Here is a 16395-nt window from a genome sequence, read left to right as displayed (position 1 = left end):
GAGGACGGCGGATGTGGGGGCGGCGCCCTCGCATCCGCCGTTCTTCACGCGGCCGTATACCGTCTGCGCACCTCGGGTGCCCGCGTGCCGCCTCGCGGTCACCGACGGACGAAGGACCACCCTGCTGGGCCGTTGAGCACCAAGCGGTCTGCACTGTCGGCTGCGGCCGCGATGAGCACCGCGTTGGCCTCGTCGGTCTGCTCGACCCAGGCTTCTGCGGCGTCGGGCTCCTTCCCGAAGGTGACGTGGCGCTGGACCAGGCGTGAGCGCCGCAGGTCGTCGTCGCCGGTGACGAACCACACCTGCGCGAGCGCCGCCCGCGCCCGCCGCCACCGATCCTCCGGCAGGAGAAGGTAGTTGCCCTCCGTGACGACGAGCCGCGCTGCGGGTGACACGACCATCGCTGCGGCGATGGGCTGCTCGAGGGTCCGCTCGAAGCCGGGGGCGTAGATCCACGACTCGGGGTCGTCGACGAGCCGACGCAACAGGGCGGCATACCCCTCGGCGTCGAAGGTGTCGGGGGCACCCTTGCGGCCGCGGGAGCCGAGCCGGTCGAGCTGCACGTCGGCGAGGTGAAAGCCGTCCATCGGGACGTGCGCGACCCAGTCGGCACCCTGCGCCCGGGCGACGCCATCGACGAGTGCCTCGGTGAGGGTCGTCTTGCCCGCCCCTGGGGCGCCGGCCACGCCGAGCACGACCCGGCGGCGGTCACCGACGAGGGCGACCGCCGCCGCGACGAGCGCCTCGATGCCCGGCTGGTCGGTCATGCCGAGGGGTTCAGTCCGGAGTCGATGAAGCTGCGGGCCTGGCGGGCGAGGTCGTCGCCGTCGTCCCAGAGGTTGCGCCAGATCGCGAGGTCGTTGGACAGGCCCGGTGCGAGGACCGCCGACGAGAAGGACTCGAACGTCAGGGCGCCGCGGTAGTCGATCTGTCGCAGGGCCCCGAAGAACGACGCGAAGTCGAGGTGTCCGGAGCCGAGGTAGCCACGATGGTTCTCACCGATGTGGACGTAGCCGAGCCGGTCGCCGACCTCGAGGACGGGTGTCACGAAGTCATCCTCCTCGATGTTCATGTGGTACGTGTCGAGGTGCACCATGACGTTGTCGGCTCCGATGTCGTCCGCGAGGGCGAGCGCCTCGCGGCCGGTGTTGACGACGTTGGTCTCGTAGCGGTTGCACACCTCGAGGCCGAGGGTGACCCCGAGTGGCGCTGCCTCCTCGGCCAGCTCGCGCAGCACCCCGACGACGTGGTCGCGGCCCGTCTTCGTCAGCGGCGCCGCAGCCTTGCCGAAGGCGCTGTAGAGCGCCCCGGTGAGGACCGTCGCCCCGATGTCGGCCGTCAGCTGCAGCGACTGACGCAGCAGCTCCTGCCCGCGGGCGACGACGGCCGGGTCCTCGCTCGAGACGTCGGCGTCGGGCGCGAGGCCGCGGGAGCAGGCAGCCCCGAGACCGTGCTGCTCGAGCAGCGCCCGGGTCGCGGCACGGTCGAGGTTGATCGAGTCGTGCAGCGAGAACTCCAGCAGGTCGTAGCCGGCCGCTGCCGTGCGGGCGACGGCGGACTCGACGCTCTCGGGCGAGGTGTCGCCGACGAAGACGAGGGCGTGGACGCCGATCGGGTTGCGTACCCGGGCTTCGCCATTGGCGATCCCGGACGTCGCCGGAGCGGGGGCGGTGGTGTCGGTGGTCTCGGTGGTGTTGACGGTCATGGCTGGTCCTTGGAGAGGTCGGGCACGCGGACCGCGCGGCGGCGGTCCGGGTGCCGAGACGGCATACGGAAAGGGATGAACGGGCAGGTGGCTCAGGCGGGCTCGTCGGCGAGGTCGCCCGCACGGGCACCCGTGATGAGCGCGACGATCTCGTCGCCGTCGGTCTCGGCCGTGCGACGGCCCGCGACGCAGCGACCGGCCCGCATGACCCACACCGCGTCGCTCAACTTGAGCACCTGGGCGAAGTTGTGGCTGATGAGCACGATCGCGTGACCCTCGTCGCGCAGTCGCTGGATGAGCTCCTCGACGCGTGCGGTCTCCTGCACACCGAGCGCCGCGGTGGGCTCGTCCATGATGATGAGCTTGGACGTGAATCCCGCTGCGCGACAGATGGATACAGCCTGGCGCTGACCGCCGCTGAGGCGACGGACACGGGCGCCGACGGCCGGCACGTTGACCGCGAGGCTCGACACCATGCGCTCGGCCTCCTTGCGCATCGCACCGCGGTCGAGGAGCTTCACCGGGCCGATGCCGCGCACGATCTCGCGGTTGAGGAAGAGGTTCTGCCAGACCGTGAGGTCCTCGACGAGGGCGAGGTTCTGGTGCACCGTCTCGATGCCGGCCGAGCGGGCCTCCTCGGGCGAGCGGAAGTGCACCCGCTCGCCGTCGAAGTCGATGCTGCCCTCGTCGGCCTTGTGGATGCCGCTGATGCAGCGGATGAGGGTCGACTTGCCGGCTCCGTTGTCGCCGACGATCGCGGTGACCTCGCCACGGCGGGCGTGCATCGACACGTCGCGCAGCGCCCGCACCTGGCCGAAGGCGAGCGACACTCCCCGCACGTCGAGGAGGGCGTCGGAGGGCACGTCCTGCCAGAGCGGGATCGTGGGGGTGGGGGTGGTCTCGGTCATTTCTGGAACCTCGTGAGGAATGCGGCGAGCACGACGACGATGCCGACCGACAGGGGCTGGTAGAACTGCGAGACGCCGAGCAGCGTGAGGCCGTTGACGAGGGCCGTGAGCAGCAGCGCGCCGATGACGGGCCCGATGATCGTGGCGCGGCCACCGAAGAGGCTCACGCCTCCGAGCACGACGGCCGCCACCGAGTTGAGCAGGAAGGCGGTGTTGGCCGCCGGCTCGGCCGCGCCGACGCGAGCGACGAGCAGGATCGAGCCGATGCCCGCGAGCACGCCCGAGATGACGTAGACCCAGGTCTTGACGCGCTTGGTGCGCACGCCGGTCGCGTTCGCCGCCTCGGCGTTGCCTCCGGTCGCGAGCACGTGGGTGCCGAAGCGGGTGCGGAAGAGCACGATGTGGGCGATGAGCGCGATGACGAGGGCCACGATGACGCTGTAGCCGAAGATCCCGATCGAGCCGGTCGACAGCTTGAGCAGCGGAGCGCTGATGATCGTCGCCGGCTTGCCGTCCGAGAGGATGAGCGCGAGCCCCGAAGCGGCAGAGAGGGTTCCGAGCGTGACGATGAAGTCGGTGATCCGACCCCGCGCCACGAGCAGGCCGTTGACGAGGCCGACCATCGCGCCGGCGACGACCGCCGCCGCCATCGACAGCGGCAGGCCGTGCCCAGCGGTGAAGACCATCCCGAAGACGACGGCCGCGAGGGTCATCGTCGAGGCGACCGACAGGTCGATGCCCGCCGTGGCGACGACGAACGTCTGGCCGATCGCGAGGACGATGAGAATGGCCGAGGCCACCAGCATCGACTGGATGTTGCCGGGGCTGAGGAAGGTCGAGTTGAGCGACTGGAAGATGACGACGAGGACGATGAGCCCGACGAGCGCTGCCCAGTCGGCCCAGTTGCTGAGGTCACGCAGGCCGGCCGCCCGGCTCGGTCGCGCCGGGGTGTGCGGCGCCGCGCCGGCTCCGCGTGAGGTGGAGCCGCCGGAGGCGGTCTCACGGGTTGAGGTCTCGGTCATGGCGATCACTTGAGGAGAGCCGCGAACGGGTCGTCGTACGACTCGCCGGGCTTCGGAGCGGAGGCCAGCGCCTTGTCGACGGTGTCCTTGGTGACGACCTGGACCGGGGCCTTGACGCTGGTCGGCAGGGTCTTGCCGGCCATCGCGGCGCGGCACGCCTCGACACCCATCGCGCCGATGACGTAGGGGTACTGCGCGACGACCGCGTCGACTCCACCGGCCTTGATCGCCTCGAAGGCGTCCTTGTTGCCGTCGACGCTGATCACCTTGATCTGGCCGGTCTTGCCGGCGTTGGCGATGGCTCGCGCGATGCCGAGACCCATGTCGTCGTTGGCGGCGAAGAAGCCCTTGAGGGCAGGCTGGGCGCGCATGATGTCGGTGGCCTTGGTCAGCGCCGTCTGGCGGTCCCAGTCGGCGGCGACGGTCTGCACGACCTTGACGTTCGCCGGGATGCCCTTCTGGAAGCCGTCGAGTCGGGCGCCGCTCGTCACGTCACCGGAGATGCCGCCGATGAGCGCGACGTCGCCGCCGCTCGGGAGCAGCTCGCCCATCGTCTTGCCCGCCATCGTGCCGGCCTCGACGTTGTCGGTGCCGATGTAGGTGGCGATCTTGGCGCTCGCAGCCTGGGCGGCCGCGGCGTCGATCGGGCTGTCGATGTTGACGATCGGCACGTTCTTGGCGGACAGCTGGGCCACGCCCTGGATGAGGTTGGTGCCCGAGATCGGGTTGATGACGAAGCAGCCGAAGTCCTGACCGGCGAGGCCGCTCAGCTTGTCGGCCTGGCCGCTCGTGTCGGTGATCGCCGTGGCGGCCTGGACGGTGACGTCGGACGAGGAGTCGGCGGCGGCGCCCTTGATGCCGGCCTCCATCGTCTGGAAGAACGGGTTGTCGAGACCCTTGATGACGGCGGCGATCTTGCCGCCGCCCGCGCCACCGGTCGCGCTCGCAGCGCCGCCGGCCCCCGTGGAGCCGCCGGTCGCGGCCGGCGAGGACCCGCCACAGGCGGCGAGGCCGATGACGAGGCCACCGGCACCGAGAGCGAGGGCGAGACGGCGGGGCTTGCTGACTGGTGCCATGAGAGGCCTCTCTTCGTTGAGCGGGAACCGAGGATCGGTTCGACTTCTGCACAATGGAAGGCCTATTTCTGTCAACTGTCAAGCAAAAAGAGCGAAATCTCTGATAGAACTGCTCTGGGACGCCCCACCGAGGGCGTCTCGCACGGCCCCACGAGGTCCCGCGAGGTCCCACGGGAGCCCGCGAATGCCAACGAATGCCCACGAGGAGGTGGCGATGACCGACCCGACCGACCTGTCCGGAGCGCTGCCCGGCCCGCCCTACGAGTCGTTCCCCACGCCGCCGCAGGGCAACCCGGGCCAGGTGCTCGCCCTCGTGCGCTCCCACGGCGACGTCACCCGCGCCGAGCTCGTCGAGCGCACGGGCCTGTCGCGAGCCACCGTCGGCGCCCGGCTCGAGGCCCTCCAGCAGGCGGGGCTCATCACGGCAGCCGAGATCACCTCGACCTCACGCGGGCGCCCGCCGAGCCGCTTCCGCTTCCGTCACGAGGGCGGGGCGCTGCTCATCGCCGACTCCGGCGCGACCGGCGTGCGTCTGGCCGTCACCGACCTCGCTGGCGCCGTCCTCGACCAGAGCCGCCTCACGCTCGACATCGCCTCCGGCCCGGAGCACTGGCTGAGCGAGGTGGTCGGCGCCTTCGGGCCCATGCTGACCGAGCTGGGCCTCGGCAGCTCCGACGTCCGCGGCATCGGCCTCGCCCTCCCGGGTCCCGTCGACAGCGTCGCCGGCATGGTCGTGAGCCCGCCGATCATGACGGGGTGGGACCGCTACCCGATCCGCAGCCACCTCGCTGCGCACTTCGCCTGCCCCGTCGTCGTCGAGAACGACGCCAACGCCATGGCCATCGGCGAGCACCGGCTCGCCCACCCGCACGTCTCGTCCATGCTCATGCTCAAGCTCGCGACCGGCATCGGCGCGGGCCTCATCGCCGGTGGCCAGCTCTACCGGGGTGCTGACGGAGCGGCCGGCGACATCGGCCACATCCAGGTCGTCGTGCCCGAGGAGGGTGAGCCCCCGCAGTGCCGCTGCGGCAACCAGGGCTGCATCGAGGCGTATGCCGGGGGCTGGGCGATCGTCCGTGACCTCCGCGCCGCTGGGGAACCGGTCACGTCCGTCCACGACGCGGTGCAGCTCATCGCCACGGGCGACCCGACGGCGACCCGCCTCCTGCGCCGCGCCGGTCGGATCATCGGCATCGCCCTGTCCGACGCGGTGAGCCTGCTCAACCCCGAGGTCGTCGTCATCGGCGGTGAGCTCGCCGCCGCCGAGAACCACCTCTTCGCCGGCATCCGCGAGTCCGTCTATGCGCGCTCGCTGCCCCTCGCGACGCGGCGGCTCCAGATCGTGCCCGCGGCGCAGCGTGACATGGCCGGCGTGAGCGGGCTCGTGACCGCGCTCTGCGACCACCTCTACGAGCCCACCCGCGTCGACGCGCTCGTCGCCGCGTCTGCGACGTCCTGAGCGCGGACGGGGCTGGGCCCGCTCTTCAGGCGTGGGTGCGGAGGTACTCGAGCTGGGCGTTCACCGAGAGCTCGGCCGCCGGCCACACGCTGCGCGGCACGTCCGCATAGACCGTCTCCACGACGTCGTATGCCGTCTTCGCACCTCGGGCGACCGCCTCGCGCACCTGCGCGAGCCGTTCGGCCCGGTGCCGGAGGTAGAAGCTCACGGTGGCGGCCGCATCGCTGACGGCCGGTCCGTGACCCGGCAGCAGACTCGTCACCGTGCCCGCTCGGGTGAGCGCCTCGATGTGAGAGAGGGATTCGAGGTAGGCCTCAAGGTTGCCGTCCGGCCACGCGACGACCGTCGTGCCACGGCCGAGCACCGTGTCACCGGTGAGGAGCGTGTTGTCGGCCGGGAGGACGAAGGAGAAGGAGTCGCTCGTGTGGCCCGGCGTCGGCACGGCGAGGATCTCGAGCCCGCCGACGGTGATCGTCTCGCCCGCGCGCACGTCGTCGTGGCCGCGCCCGAAGCCGCGCACCGGCGCACCGGTCAGCTCATGGAAGCGGTCGGCGCTCTCTGCATGGTCGAGATGGCCATGAGTCAACAGGGTCAAGGCGATTCGCTGGCCCGACTCCCTCACCTGGTCGATGACAGCAGCCAGGTGCTCCTCGTCGAGTGGCCCGGGGTCGACGACGACGACCTCGTCCGAGCCCGGCTCGGCGAGCAGCCACGTGTTCGTGCCGTCGAGCGTCATGGGCGACGGGTTCGGGCAGAGCACGCAGACGGCACGCTCCCCCACCGAGCCGCCGGCCCAACTCGGGTCCGCAGCGGCGCCCTTCATCGTTCGACGACCTCCATCGCGGGCCCGAGCTCGCTGTGGACGACCTCGGGCATGATCAGCGGCAGGTGCGGGGCGTGTGCGACGAACTCGCTTGCGCTGGAAGCCTGCAGGATCTCCTCCACCCACATGACAGTGGGCGGCAGCATGGAAGCCTGCCCGGCGGCATACGCGGAGAGGAGCTCGCGGGGGGCCACCCACGCGGCGTGGTCGGCCTCGCTCGTGTCACCGTCGGCGATCTGTCCACGGGGCATGTGGGCCGCGAAGAACCACGTGTCGAAACGACGCGGCTCGAAGACCGGGGTCAGCCAATGTGCTTTGGCGACAACGAGATCGGAGCGCAGCACGAGACCCTCGTCACGCAGCAGCTCGCCGAGCGACACGTCGCGGGCGACGAGCGCGTCGCGCACGCCACGCCACCGTTCGGGCTCGACCCGCGCGAGCGGCCCGCTTGCCGAGGGGCCGGCGAGCAGCACGCCGCACTCCTCGAAGACCTCGCGGATCGCGGCTGCGACATACATCTGGGCGTCGGTCGGCGAGCAGCCGAGCCGGGCACCCCACTGCACCGGCGAGGGGCCCGCCCACGGCAGGTCCTGCTCGCCGTCGCGGTCGTCGACGCCGCCGCCCGGGAAGACCATGGTGCTCGGCGCGAACGCCATCTGCGACACCCGGCGGAGCATGAAGACCTCGACGGTCGGGGTCCGGACGGCCCCGTCGACGACAGCGTCGGCTCCGACTGCGGCGTCGCGCACGAGCATGACGGTGCTGGCCCGACGCGGCCGGGCCACCTCCCACCGCTCACCGGCCAGCCAGCGCCGCCCGGCATCAGAGATGCCCGGCGTCGTCGTCAGCGGGAAGAGGCGACCCAAGGCGTTCTCGCGATCAGTCCCGCACCGAGACGATGACCTCGACCTCGACCGGTGCGTCGAGCGGCAGCGCAGCGACGCCCACGGCCGAGCGGGCGTGAATCCCCTTGTCGCCGAAGGCCTTCACGAAGAGCTCACTCGCGCCGTTGATGACGCCCGGCTGCCCGGTGAAGCCGGGGTCCGAGGCGACGAAGCCGACGACCTTGACGACGCGCGACACCTTGTCGAGGTCGCCGATCTCCGACTTGATCGCGGCGATCGCGTTGAGCGCGCACGTCTCGGCGAGCGCCTTCGCAGCGTCGGCGTCGACCTCGGCACCGACCTTGCCGGTCGCGGCGAGCGCGCCGGCGACCATCGGCAGCTGGCCGGAGGTGAAGACGAGGTCACCGTCGCGCACGACGGGGACGTAGGCCGCGACGGGCGGCACGACGTCGGGCACGGTGAGCCCCAGCTCGGACAGGCGGTCCTCCACGGCACCCATGGTCAGTTCCCCCCAGACTTGGGACGCTTGAAGTAGGCGACGAGGCTCGAGCCGTCCGGCCCGTTGACGATCTGGACGAGCTCCCAGCCGTCCGCCCCGAAGTTGTCGAGGATCGCCTTGGTGTTGTGGATCAGAAGAGGTGCGGTGAGGTACTCCCACGTGGTCATGAGGCTCACCCTACTCAGTGCTGCGCTCGCTCTCTGCGCCGTCGCCGGGTGCACGCCGGCGCCCGGTGGCAGCATGGCGCCCATGTCGACGACCCCCCGCTCGGAGCCCGCGCCCCTCCCCCCGTCGTCGCCGCCCGCGGCGACGCGTGCCTACGGCGCCGACCCCGCCCAGGTCTACGACGTGCGTCTCCCGCCCGCGGGGGTGACACCCCGCCACGTGACGGTGCTCGTCGTGCACGGCGGCTTCTGGCGGGCGGCATACGACCGCGCGCACGCAGAGCCCGAGGCGCAGGCCTTCGCCGGGGCCGGCTACACCGTCGCGGTGGCCGAGTACCGCCGCGTCGGTATGCCGGGTGGCGGCGTCCCCGGCACCCTCGACGACGTGCGCGGCCTCGTCACCGCGGTGCTGGCCGATCCCGAGCTGCCCCAGCCCATCGTCCTCGTCGGCCACTCCGCGGGAGGCCACCTGGTCACGTGGGCGGCCGCCCAGCCGTGGCTGACCGAGGGGCACCCCGGCGCCGTGGCCGGTGTCGTGTCCCTCGCCGGGGTCGTCGACCTCGGCGCGGCTGACCGGATGCAGCTGGGCGACGGCGCCGCCCGGGCCTTCGTCGGCTCCGACGCGGGGAGCGCCGCGTGGGCGGAGGCCGACCCGATGTCGACGCAACCGAGCGTGCCGGTGCGTCTGATCTGGGGAGATGCGGACGACGTCGTGCCCACATCTGTCGGTGACGCCTACCTGGCGAAGGCCCGAGCCGCCGGGGCCGACGTGACGAGCGAGGTCATCGCCGGGGCCGACCACTTCGCCCTCATCGACCCGACCGCCCCAGCGTTCCGGTCCGTCCTCGCCGCAGTGCACTCCCTCACCCCCACCACCCCCTGATCCGAGCCCACCCACCCCGATTCGAGGTGATCCTGCACCCCACGTCAGTGTCGAGATCACCCCCATTCAAAGGTGGGGTGGAGGTGATCCCGGGCCCCACGTCAGTGTCGAGATCACCTCCATTCAAAGGTGGGGTGGAGGTGATCCCGGGCCCCACGTGGGTGGCGGCATCACCTCGAATCGTCTGTCCACAGCTCCCTGCCTGCGCCTCACCCTCGTCCACAGGCGCCGGATTGGGGGTGGAGCTCGCCTCGGGGCGCCACGACCGTCGATGCATGAGAGGACCCGAACGACGTCACGTGGCCCGCCAGCTCGCCGACGCAAACGACGGGGTGGTGTCCCGCTCCATGCTCCGCAGGGCCGGCATCACCCGCCGACACGTCGCGTTCGAGGTGGCAGCCGAACGCTGGACCGTGCACGGAGACGTGACGGTGGCGGTTCACACCCGGCCCCTGTCCCGACCTGAGCAGCTGTGGCACGCGGTGTGGGAGGTGGGCGACAAGGTCGCCGCGCTGGACGGCGTCACCGCGCTGCACCACGCCGGGCTGACCGGCTACCAGGACGACGCCATCCACCTGTCCGTCGTCCACACGGCACGGGTCAAGGCGCCCTCGAGCGTCACCCTGCACAAGGTGATCCGTCGTATTGACGGCGAGCTCGCAGGCGGGGGTATGCCGCATACGCGCCCTTCCGTCGCCGCGATCCGGGGCGCCCAGTGGGCCGTCAGCGACCGGCAGGCGGCGCTGATTCTTCTCCTGACGGTCCAGCAACGCCTCACCACTCCCGAACTGCTGCTCGAGGCCTCACGGCAAATCCGGGGTCGGCGCAGGCGCGGGTTCGTCAGGCAGGTCGTGCGTGACATCGCCCTCGGCGTCCAGTCCCTCGGCGAGCTGGACTTCGCCGTGCTCTGTCGCGAGCGCGGTCTGCCCGAGCCTGACCGCCAGGTGGTCGTGGAGACGAACAACGGACGCATCTACCTCGACGTCCGCTGGCGGAATGGGCTCTGCGTCGAGATCGACGGTGTCCAGCATCGCGAGGCCCTGATGGTCTCGACGGACAACCTGCGCACGAACGACCTCGTGCTCGGTGGCGACCGGGCGCTGCGCATCGACCTCGTCGGACTGCGCGTCTTCACCGACCAGTTCCTGGCGCAGGTGGCTCGAGGCCTGACCCAGTACGGCTGGCAAGCAGCCTGACCGCACCAGCCCTCGCCCCGGGTCAGGATCAGGCTCACCCTCAACTCCTCGATTCAAGGTGATCTCGGACCCCACGTCAGGGCCCGGATCACCTCGAATCGGGAGGTGGGTCGAGGTGATCTCGGACCCCACGTCAGGGCCAGGATCACCTCCAATCGGGAGGCCACGCGGCGGCATACCCTGCGGGTCGAGGTGATCCCGGACCCCACGTCAGGGTCGGGATCACCTCGAATTGGGGGTGGGTGGAGGTGAAGTCGGGCCCCACGTCGGGGGCAGGATCACCTCGAATCGGGGGTGTCGGACCGTGGGTCATAGGGTGGACGGGTGACGAACGACTGGGCGAAGGCGCGTCTGCACGTCGTCACGGGCAAGGGGGGCACCGGCAAGACGACCGTCGCCTCCGCGCTCGCGCTCGCCCTCGCCGCCCGCCCCGGTCGCGTCCTGCTCAGCGAGGTCGAGGGCCGCCAGGGCATCAGCCAGACCTTCGACGTGCCGCCGCTCGGCACCGAGGAGACGCGCATCCTGCGTCTCGCGACCGGCGGCGAGGTCATCGGCCTGTCGGTCGACGCCAAGGCCGCCCTGCTCGAGTACCTCCAGCTCTTCTACAAGCTCGGCCGCGCCGGCAAGCTGCTCGAGAAGTTCGGCGCGATCGACTTCGCGACGACCATCGCCCCCGGGGTGCGAGACGTGCTCCTCATCGGCAAGATCTACGAGGCCAACCGCCGGCGCCGCGACGGCCGGCACAAGGGCGAGGGACCGCTCGCCTACGACGCGCTGGTGCTCGACGCCCCGCCGACGGGGCGCATCGGCCGCTTCCTGTCGGTCAACTCCGAGGTCGCCGACCTCGCGCGGATGGGGCCGATCCACTCCCAGGCCGGCGCGATCACGCAGCTGCTCGAGTCCGAGCGCACCGTCGTGCACTTCGTGACCCTGCTCGAGGAGATGCCGGTCCAGGAGACGCTCGAGTCGATCGCGGAACTGCGAGCCAAGGGCCTGCACCCCGGGGCGATCGTCGTCAACATGGTGCGCGCGCCGCTGCTCGATGACGCCGCGCTCGAGCAGGCGCGTGCCGGCCGCCTGCACAAACCGTCGCTGCGCACGCAGCTGACCGAGGCCGGTGTGACCGTGACGCCCGAGCTCGTCGACGGGCTCGTCGCCGAGGCGCGCGACCACGCTCTGCGGGTCGACCTCGAGCGCGAGCAGCTCGCGCTCCTCGAGGGCACGGGCCTGCCGATCGTGACCCTGCCCGCGCTCGCAGAGGGGGTCGACTCGGGCTCGGTGCACGAGCTGGCCGGCATGCTCGTCGACCAGGGGATGACGTCATGACCGCACAGACCGCTCAGACGTCACCGTCGCCGCGCCACCCCCCGCAGCTCGACATCGACGCCGTCATCGCCGACCCGAAGACCGAGATCATCGTCTGCTGCGGCTCCGGCGGCGTCGGCAAGACGACGACCGCAGCGGCGCTCGGCCTGCGCGCCGCCGAGTCCGGCCGGCGCGTCGTCGTGCTGACGATCGACCCCGCGCGCCGCCTCGCCCAGTCGCTCGGCCTCACCGAGCTCGACAACACGCCCCGCCCCGTCACCGGCATCGACACGTCGGCGGGCGGCAGCCTGCACGCGATGATGCTCGACATGAAGCGGACCTTCGACGAGGTCGTCATCGCCCACTCCGAGCCCGGCAAGGCCGAGCAGATCCTCGCGAACCCCTTCTACCAGGCAGTCAGCAGCTCCTTCGCCGGCACGCAGGAGTACATGGCGATGGAGAAGCTCGGCCAGCTCAAGGCGAGCGCCGGCACCCCGGACGCACCGTGGGACCTCATCATCGTCGACACCCCACCGTCGCGCTCGGCCCTCGACTTCCTCGACGCGCCCAACCGCCTCGGCAGCTTCCTCGACGGCCGCTTCATCCGCCTGCTCACCGCTCCCGCCAAGGCCGGTGGCCGCGCGGGTCTCAAGGTCTTCGGCATGGGGGTGCAGCTCGTCACGAGCACGATGACCAAGATCCTCGGCGGGCAGATGCTGAGCGACGTGCAGACCTTCGTCAACGCCCTCGACACGATGTTCGGCGGCTTCCGCGAGCGCGCCGACGAGACCTACCGCCTCCTCTCCGAGGAGGGCACCGCCTTCCTCGTCGTCGCCGCACCCGAGCGCGACGCCCTCCGCGAGGCGTCCTACTTCGTCGAACGCCTCGAGGCCGACGGTATGCCGCTCGCCGGGCTCGTCGTCAACCGCATCGGTCGCGTCTCGGCGCCGGGCCTGACCCCGAGCAAGTCGCTCGCCGTGGCCGAGTCGCTCGAGGACGGCAACGGGCCGCGCTCCGCCACGACGGCGGCGGGTGTGCTGCGCCTGCATGCCGATCTCGTGCGCACCGCGGAGCGGCAGCGCGACCTGGCCGACCGGTTCTCGAGGTCGCACCCCACCATCCCGGTCGTGCAGGTGCCGGCTCTCGGCCGCGACGTGCACGATCTCGAGAGCCTGCGCGAGGTCGGCTCCTCGCTCGCCGGCGCCTGAAGGCACACCGACTCACGTCGAGGCCAGGCACACACTGTCTTCGAGGTGCAGACGACCTCGAGGTGTGCGGCTGTCACACGCGGCGGGCAGCCGAGAAGACCCGTCCTCGAACGGGCCCACTCGATGCCCCCCCGACACCCCCCGGCGTCAGATTGCGTCAGTCCCTCATCGGACTGGTCGAACTGGTCGAACTGTTCGGCCCTGGTCGGACCTGGTCGAGCGTCAGTGGGTCGGGTGCGAGGCCATACCGGCTCGCAGCGCCGACTTCCACGACGTGATGTCCGGACGGCGACGGAGCAGGGCCCGGCGCTCACGCTCGGTCATCCCGCCCCACACCCCGAACTCGGTGCGGTTGTCGAGGGCCTCGGCGAGGCACTGGGCCAGCACCGGGCACGCCTTGCACACCGCTTTCGCGTCGTGCTGGGCCTTGCCCCGCACGAACAGTGCGTCCGGGTCCTGGCTGGAGCAACGAGCCTGGCTCGCCCACTCCTGCGTCCACTCTTCTGTGACCGCGGCAATGCTCATGACACTTACCCCTCCCCGCCCGGGCCTCCCACGACTCCGAGCTGACTGAGACCGTCCCACCGATCTCGGCTTGGGCCACCCCCCGGCTGACCCAAAACAGACATTACGAGCGTCGGGCCCGGCCCGACATAGGCTCTATGGACCATTTAGTGAGACGGGTGACTAGTCACCTGATACGTCGGAGACCCCCGCGTGCCGCATACGGGAGGGGTGGTGTATTGGAGCCACGTCGCTCAAGTCAGGTCGAGACAGTCTCAGCAGTTACCCTTGGGCCCATGTCTTCACGCACCACGTCGATCGGTGGCGTCATCAGCCTGCTCGGAGCCTTCCTCGCGTCGGCCCTCGTGCTGGGGCTGCTCGCCGCCGGCCTCGTCATGCCGGCCGTCGGTGCCACGGGCGCCCTCGCGCGCAGCGGCGTGGACGTCTTCAACGAGCTGCCGAGCGAGTTCCGCACCGACCCGCTCGCCCAGACGTCGCGGATCCTCGCCTCCGACGGCAGCGTCATCGCGACGCCGCAGGAGCAGAACCGCACCATCGTGCCGCTCGACAAGATCGCGCCGATCATGCGTGAGGCCCAGGTCGCGATCGAGGACCACCGCTTCTACGAGCACGGCGGCATCGACCTGCAGGGCACGGTCCGCGCCGTCGTCTCCAACCTGCGCAATGGCTCGTCGGTCGGCGCGTCGTCGCTGACGCAGCAGTACGTGAAGATCTCGCTGCAGTACTCCGCCCTCAGCGCCGGCAACGAGGAGGCCGCCGCCGACGCGGTGAAGAAGGACTACATGCGCAAGCTCAAGGAGCTGAAGTACGCGATCACCCTCGAGAAGAAGCTGAGCAAGGACGAGATCCTCGAGGGCTACCTCAACCTCGTCTACTACGGCGACCGCGCCTACGGCGTCGAGGCCGCGTCGCAGCACTACTTCAGCGTCCACGCCTCGCAGCTCAGCCTCTCGCAGGCGGCCCTGCTCGCGGGGCTCACGCAGAACCCCGGCACGACCGACCCGGTGAACTTCCCGGAGCGGGCGCTCGCGCGCCGCAACGTCGTGCTCGACCGCATGCACGAGCTCAACCGGATCACCGACAAGCAGTGGACCGACGCCCGCAAGCGCACGCTCAAGCAGGACATGAAGGTCACCAACCCGAAGAGCACCTGCCTGGCCTCGCCGTACCCCTACTGGTGCGAGTTCATCATCAACTACGCGATGACGATGCCCCAGCTCGGCAAGACGGTCGAGGAGCGCAAGCGCACCCTCTACCGCGGCGGCATCACCATCAAGACGACGCTCGACCCGCGGGTGCAGCGCCTCTCGCAGGCCGCGATCAACAAGAAGGTGCCGATCGGCAACGACGCCCGCATCGGCGCCGCCTCCTACACCGCTGACCCCAACACCGGTCAGGTGCTCGCCTTCGCCCAGAACACGAAGTACACCGTCGACACCGAGTCCCGGGGCAAGACCGGCATCGGCTGGGCGCTCGACAAGAAGTACGGCGGCTCCGGCGGCTTCCAGTTCGGCTCGACGGCCAAGGCCTTCGCCCTCGTCACCGCGATGGAGTCGGGCATGAACGTCAACTCCAGCGTCGACGCCAAGGCTGCCGGCGGCAACCAGCAGGCCACCTACACCCCGAAGGACTGGCCGGGCGGCATCGCCAACTGCGGCCCCGGCGGCCCGTGGAAGGTCTTCAACGACTCACCCTTCGCCGGCGGCCAGATCTCCCTCAAGGAGGCGACGGCCAAGTCGACGAACACCGCCTTCATCGCCCTCGCCGAGCAGCTCGGCGGCTGCAAGGTGCGCAGCACGATGCTCCGCCTCGGGCTGCACCAGGCCGACGGTCAGCCCGTCGGCCGCTACGCCCCCCAGTACATCCTTGGCGCCTCCGACGTCTCGCCCCAGGGCGTCGCCCACGCCTACGGCGTCCTCGCGGCCGACGGCAAGAAGTGCCCCATGGTCGTCGTCACGAAGGTGACCAAGGACGGCAAGGACATCGCGCTGCCGAAGACGAAGTGCGACCAGGTCGTCGACCCGGACGTCGTCCGCGCCACCGACAAGTTCCTCGAGTACAACATGACCAACGGCTCCGGCATCCGCAACCAGCTCTCGGGCGGTGACCGCGAGTCGGCCGGCAAGACCGGCACGGCCAACAACAACAACGAGTCGTGGTTCGTCGGCTACACCCCGCAGCTCGTGACGGCCGTCTGGGTCGGCACCCCCTACGACCCGATCAGCCGCGTCATGAAGAACGTCCGGGTCGGCGGTCAGTTCTACCCCGTCATGCACGGTGCAGCCATCGCCGCTCCGATCTGGAAGCAGATCATGAACGGCGCCCTGCAGGACGCGCCGATCGTCAAGTTCAAGGAGCCGTCCGACAAGTACCTCAAGGGCAGCGGCACCGACATCCCCGGTGTCGTCGGCATGAGCGTCGCCGACGCCATCGCCACCCTCTCGGCCGCGGGCTACCCCTCGACCGTCGGCGGCACGATGAGCTCCGGGGTCCCGAGCGGCCTCGTCGCGGGCACCAGCCCCTACGGCAAGGCGCCGGCCGGCACCCAGATCACCATCTACACCTCGCGCGGAGGGTCGCGGCAGGCCCCGGCCGGCACGAGCCCGCAGCCGACGGCACAGCCGACCGTCTACACGCCACCGGCTCCTGGCCCCGGCACGCCGGGAAAGCCTGGCAAACCCGGCAAGCCGCCGAAGCCTCGAGGCTGACCGAGGGCTGACGTGACGAAGGGCCGACGCGCACCGCGTCGGCCCTTCGTCGTTCCCCGTCAGACCCGT

Annotated in this window: 16 protein-coding genes; 6 read left to right on the top strand and 10 right to left on the bottom strand. The window is 70.7% G+C overall.

Features of this window, described 5'->3' with window-relative positions:
* Positions 1 to 98: 98 nt before the first annotated feature.
* The 5 genes from FHX52_RS21915 to FHX52_RS21895 form a co-directional block, all read right to left on the bottom strand.
* A complete protein-coding gene (locus FHX52_RS21915) occupies positions 99 to 767 on the bottom strand; it encodes a nucleoside/nucleotide kinase family protein (RefSeq protein WP_141824456.1) in 669 nt (222 codons plus the stop codon).
* Positions 764 to 1705, bottom strand: coding sequence for a sugar phosphate isomerase/epimerase family protein (locus FHX52_RS21910; RefSeq protein ID WP_141824455.1), 942 nt, complete (start codon positions 1703 to 1705; stop codon positions 764 to 766). The genes FHX52_RS21915 and FHX52_RS21910 overlap by 4 nt, the downstream gene beginning before the upstream one ends.
* 92 nt (positions 1706 to 1797) lie before the next feature.
* On the bottom strand, positions 1798 to 2613 hold the full coding sequence (locus FHX52_RS21905; protein ID WP_141824454.1) for an ATP-binding cassette domain-containing protein: 816 nt from the start codon (positions 2611 to 2613) through the stop codon (positions 1798 to 1800).
* Positions 2610 to 3635, bottom strand: coding sequence for an ABC transporter permease (locus FHX52_RS21900; RefSeq protein ID WP_141824453.1), 1026 nt, complete (start codon positions 3633 to 3635; stop codon positions 2610 to 2612). Before FHX52_RS21900 ends, FHX52_RS21905 begins: the two co-directional genes overlap by 4 nt.
* 5 nt (positions 3636 to 3640) lie before the next feature.
* Positions 3641 to 4711: a substrate-binding domain-containing protein gene (locus FHX52_RS21895; protein WP_141824452.1), complete on the bottom strand. Its 1071-nt coding sequence runs from the start codon at positions 4709 to 4711 to the stop codon at positions 3641 to 3643.
* 214 nt (positions 4712 to 4925) lie between these two features.
* Between FHX52_RS21895 and FHX52_RS21890 the strand changes: the two genes are divergently transcribed.
* Positions 4926 to 6170 (top strand): ROK family transcriptional regulator, encoded by a 1245-nt coding sequence (locus tag FHX52_RS21890; protein WP_185747427.1) that lies wholly within the window; start codon positions 4926 to 4928, stop codon positions 6168 to 6170.
* Between the two features lie 25 nt (positions 6171 to 6195).
* Here FHX52_RS21890 and FHX52_RS21885 read toward each other — a convergent pair whose 3' ends face one another.
* From FHX52_RS21885 to sp36, 4 genes are read right to left on the bottom strand one after another with little or no spacing between them, the layout of a single operon-like run.
* Positions 6196 to 6993 (bottom strand): MBL fold metallo-hydrolase, encoded by a 798-nt coding sequence (locus FHX52_RS21885; RefSeq protein WP_141824450.1) that lies wholly within the window; start codon positions 6991 to 6993, stop codon positions 6196 to 6198.
* Entirely contained in the window at positions 6990 to 7859 is an 870-nt protein-coding gene (locus FHX52_RS21880) for an NUDIX hydrolase (RefSeq protein WP_141824449.1), read from the bottom strand. Before FHX52_RS21880 ends, FHX52_RS21885 begins: the two co-directional genes overlap by 4 nt.
* A 13-nt stretch (positions 7860 to 7872) precedes the next feature.
* Positions 7873 to 8337 carry a RidA family protein gene (locus FHX52_RS21875; RefSeq protein ID WP_141824448.1) on the bottom strand — a complete coding sequence of 155 codons (465 nt, stop codon included), beginning with the start codon at positions 8335 to 8337 and terminating at the stop codon, positions 7873 to 7875.
* Between the two features lie 2 nt (positions 8338 to 8339).
* Positions 8340 to 8504, bottom strand: a complete 165-nt coding sequence (gene sp36 / locus FHX52_RS21870) for a Sp36 family protein (protein WP_141824447.1) — start codon at positions 8502 to 8504, stop codon at positions 8340 to 8342.
* Positions 8505 to 8586: 82 nt separating this feature from the next.
* Here sp36 and FHX52_RS21865 point away from each other — a divergent pair, with 82 nt between their 5' ends.
* From FHX52_RS21865 to bagB, 4 genes are all read left to right on the top strand, one after another.
* The gene (locus tag FHX52_RS21865) at positions 8587 to 9384 is read left to right on the top strand and encodes an alpha/beta hydrolase family protein (protein ID WP_141824446.1); all 798 of its coding nucleotides are present in this window, start codon (positions 8587 to 8589) and stop codon (positions 9382 to 9384) included.
* A 299-nt stretch (positions 9385 to 9683) separates the two neighbouring features.
* Positions 9684 to 10580: a hypothetical protein gene (locus tag FHX52_RS21860; protein ID WP_246070320.1), complete on the top strand. Its 897-nt coding sequence runs from the start codon at positions 9684 to 9686 to the stop codon at positions 10578 to 10580.
* A gap of 324 nt (positions 10581 to 10904) precedes the next feature.
* Positions 10905 to 11906, top strand: a complete 1002-nt coding sequence (bagA, locus tag FHX52_RS21855) for an ATPase BagA (RefSeq protein WP_141824444.1) — start codon at positions 10905 to 10907, stop codon at positions 11904 to 11906.
* Positions 11903 to 13093: an ArsA family ATPase gene (gene bagB / locus FHX52_RS21850; protein ID WP_141824443.1), complete on the top strand. Its 1191-nt coding sequence runs from the start codon at positions 11903 to 11905 to the stop codon at positions 13091 to 13093. The genes bagA and bagB overlap by 4 nt, the downstream gene beginning before the upstream one ends.
* A gap of 222 nt (positions 13094 to 13315) precedes the next feature.
* Here the strand turns inward: bagB and FHX52_RS21845 are convergent, their stop codons facing one another.
* Entirely contained in the window at positions 13316 to 13618 is a 303-nt protein-coding gene (locus FHX52_RS21845) for a WhiB family transcriptional regulator (RefSeq protein ID WP_141824442.1), read from the bottom strand.
* Positions 13619 to 13893: 275 nt separating this feature from the next.
* Between FHX52_RS21845 and FHX52_RS21840 the strand changes: the two genes are divergently transcribed.
* Complete coding sequence (locus tag FHX52_RS21840; protein WP_141824441.1) at positions 13894 to 16326, top strand: penicillin-binding protein; 2433 nt, start codon at positions 13894 to 13896, stop codon at positions 16324 to 16326.
* Positions 16327 to 16395 lie beyond the last annotated feature (69 nt).

The organism is Humibacillus xanthopallidus (assembly GCF_006717145.1).
Lineage (GTDB): Bacteria > Actinomycetota > Actinomycetes > Actinomycetales > Dermatophilaceae > Humibacillus > Humibacillus xanthopallidus.
Note: the sequence above shows the minus strand (reverse complement) of the source record. Positions and strands in the feature narration are given on the sequence as shown.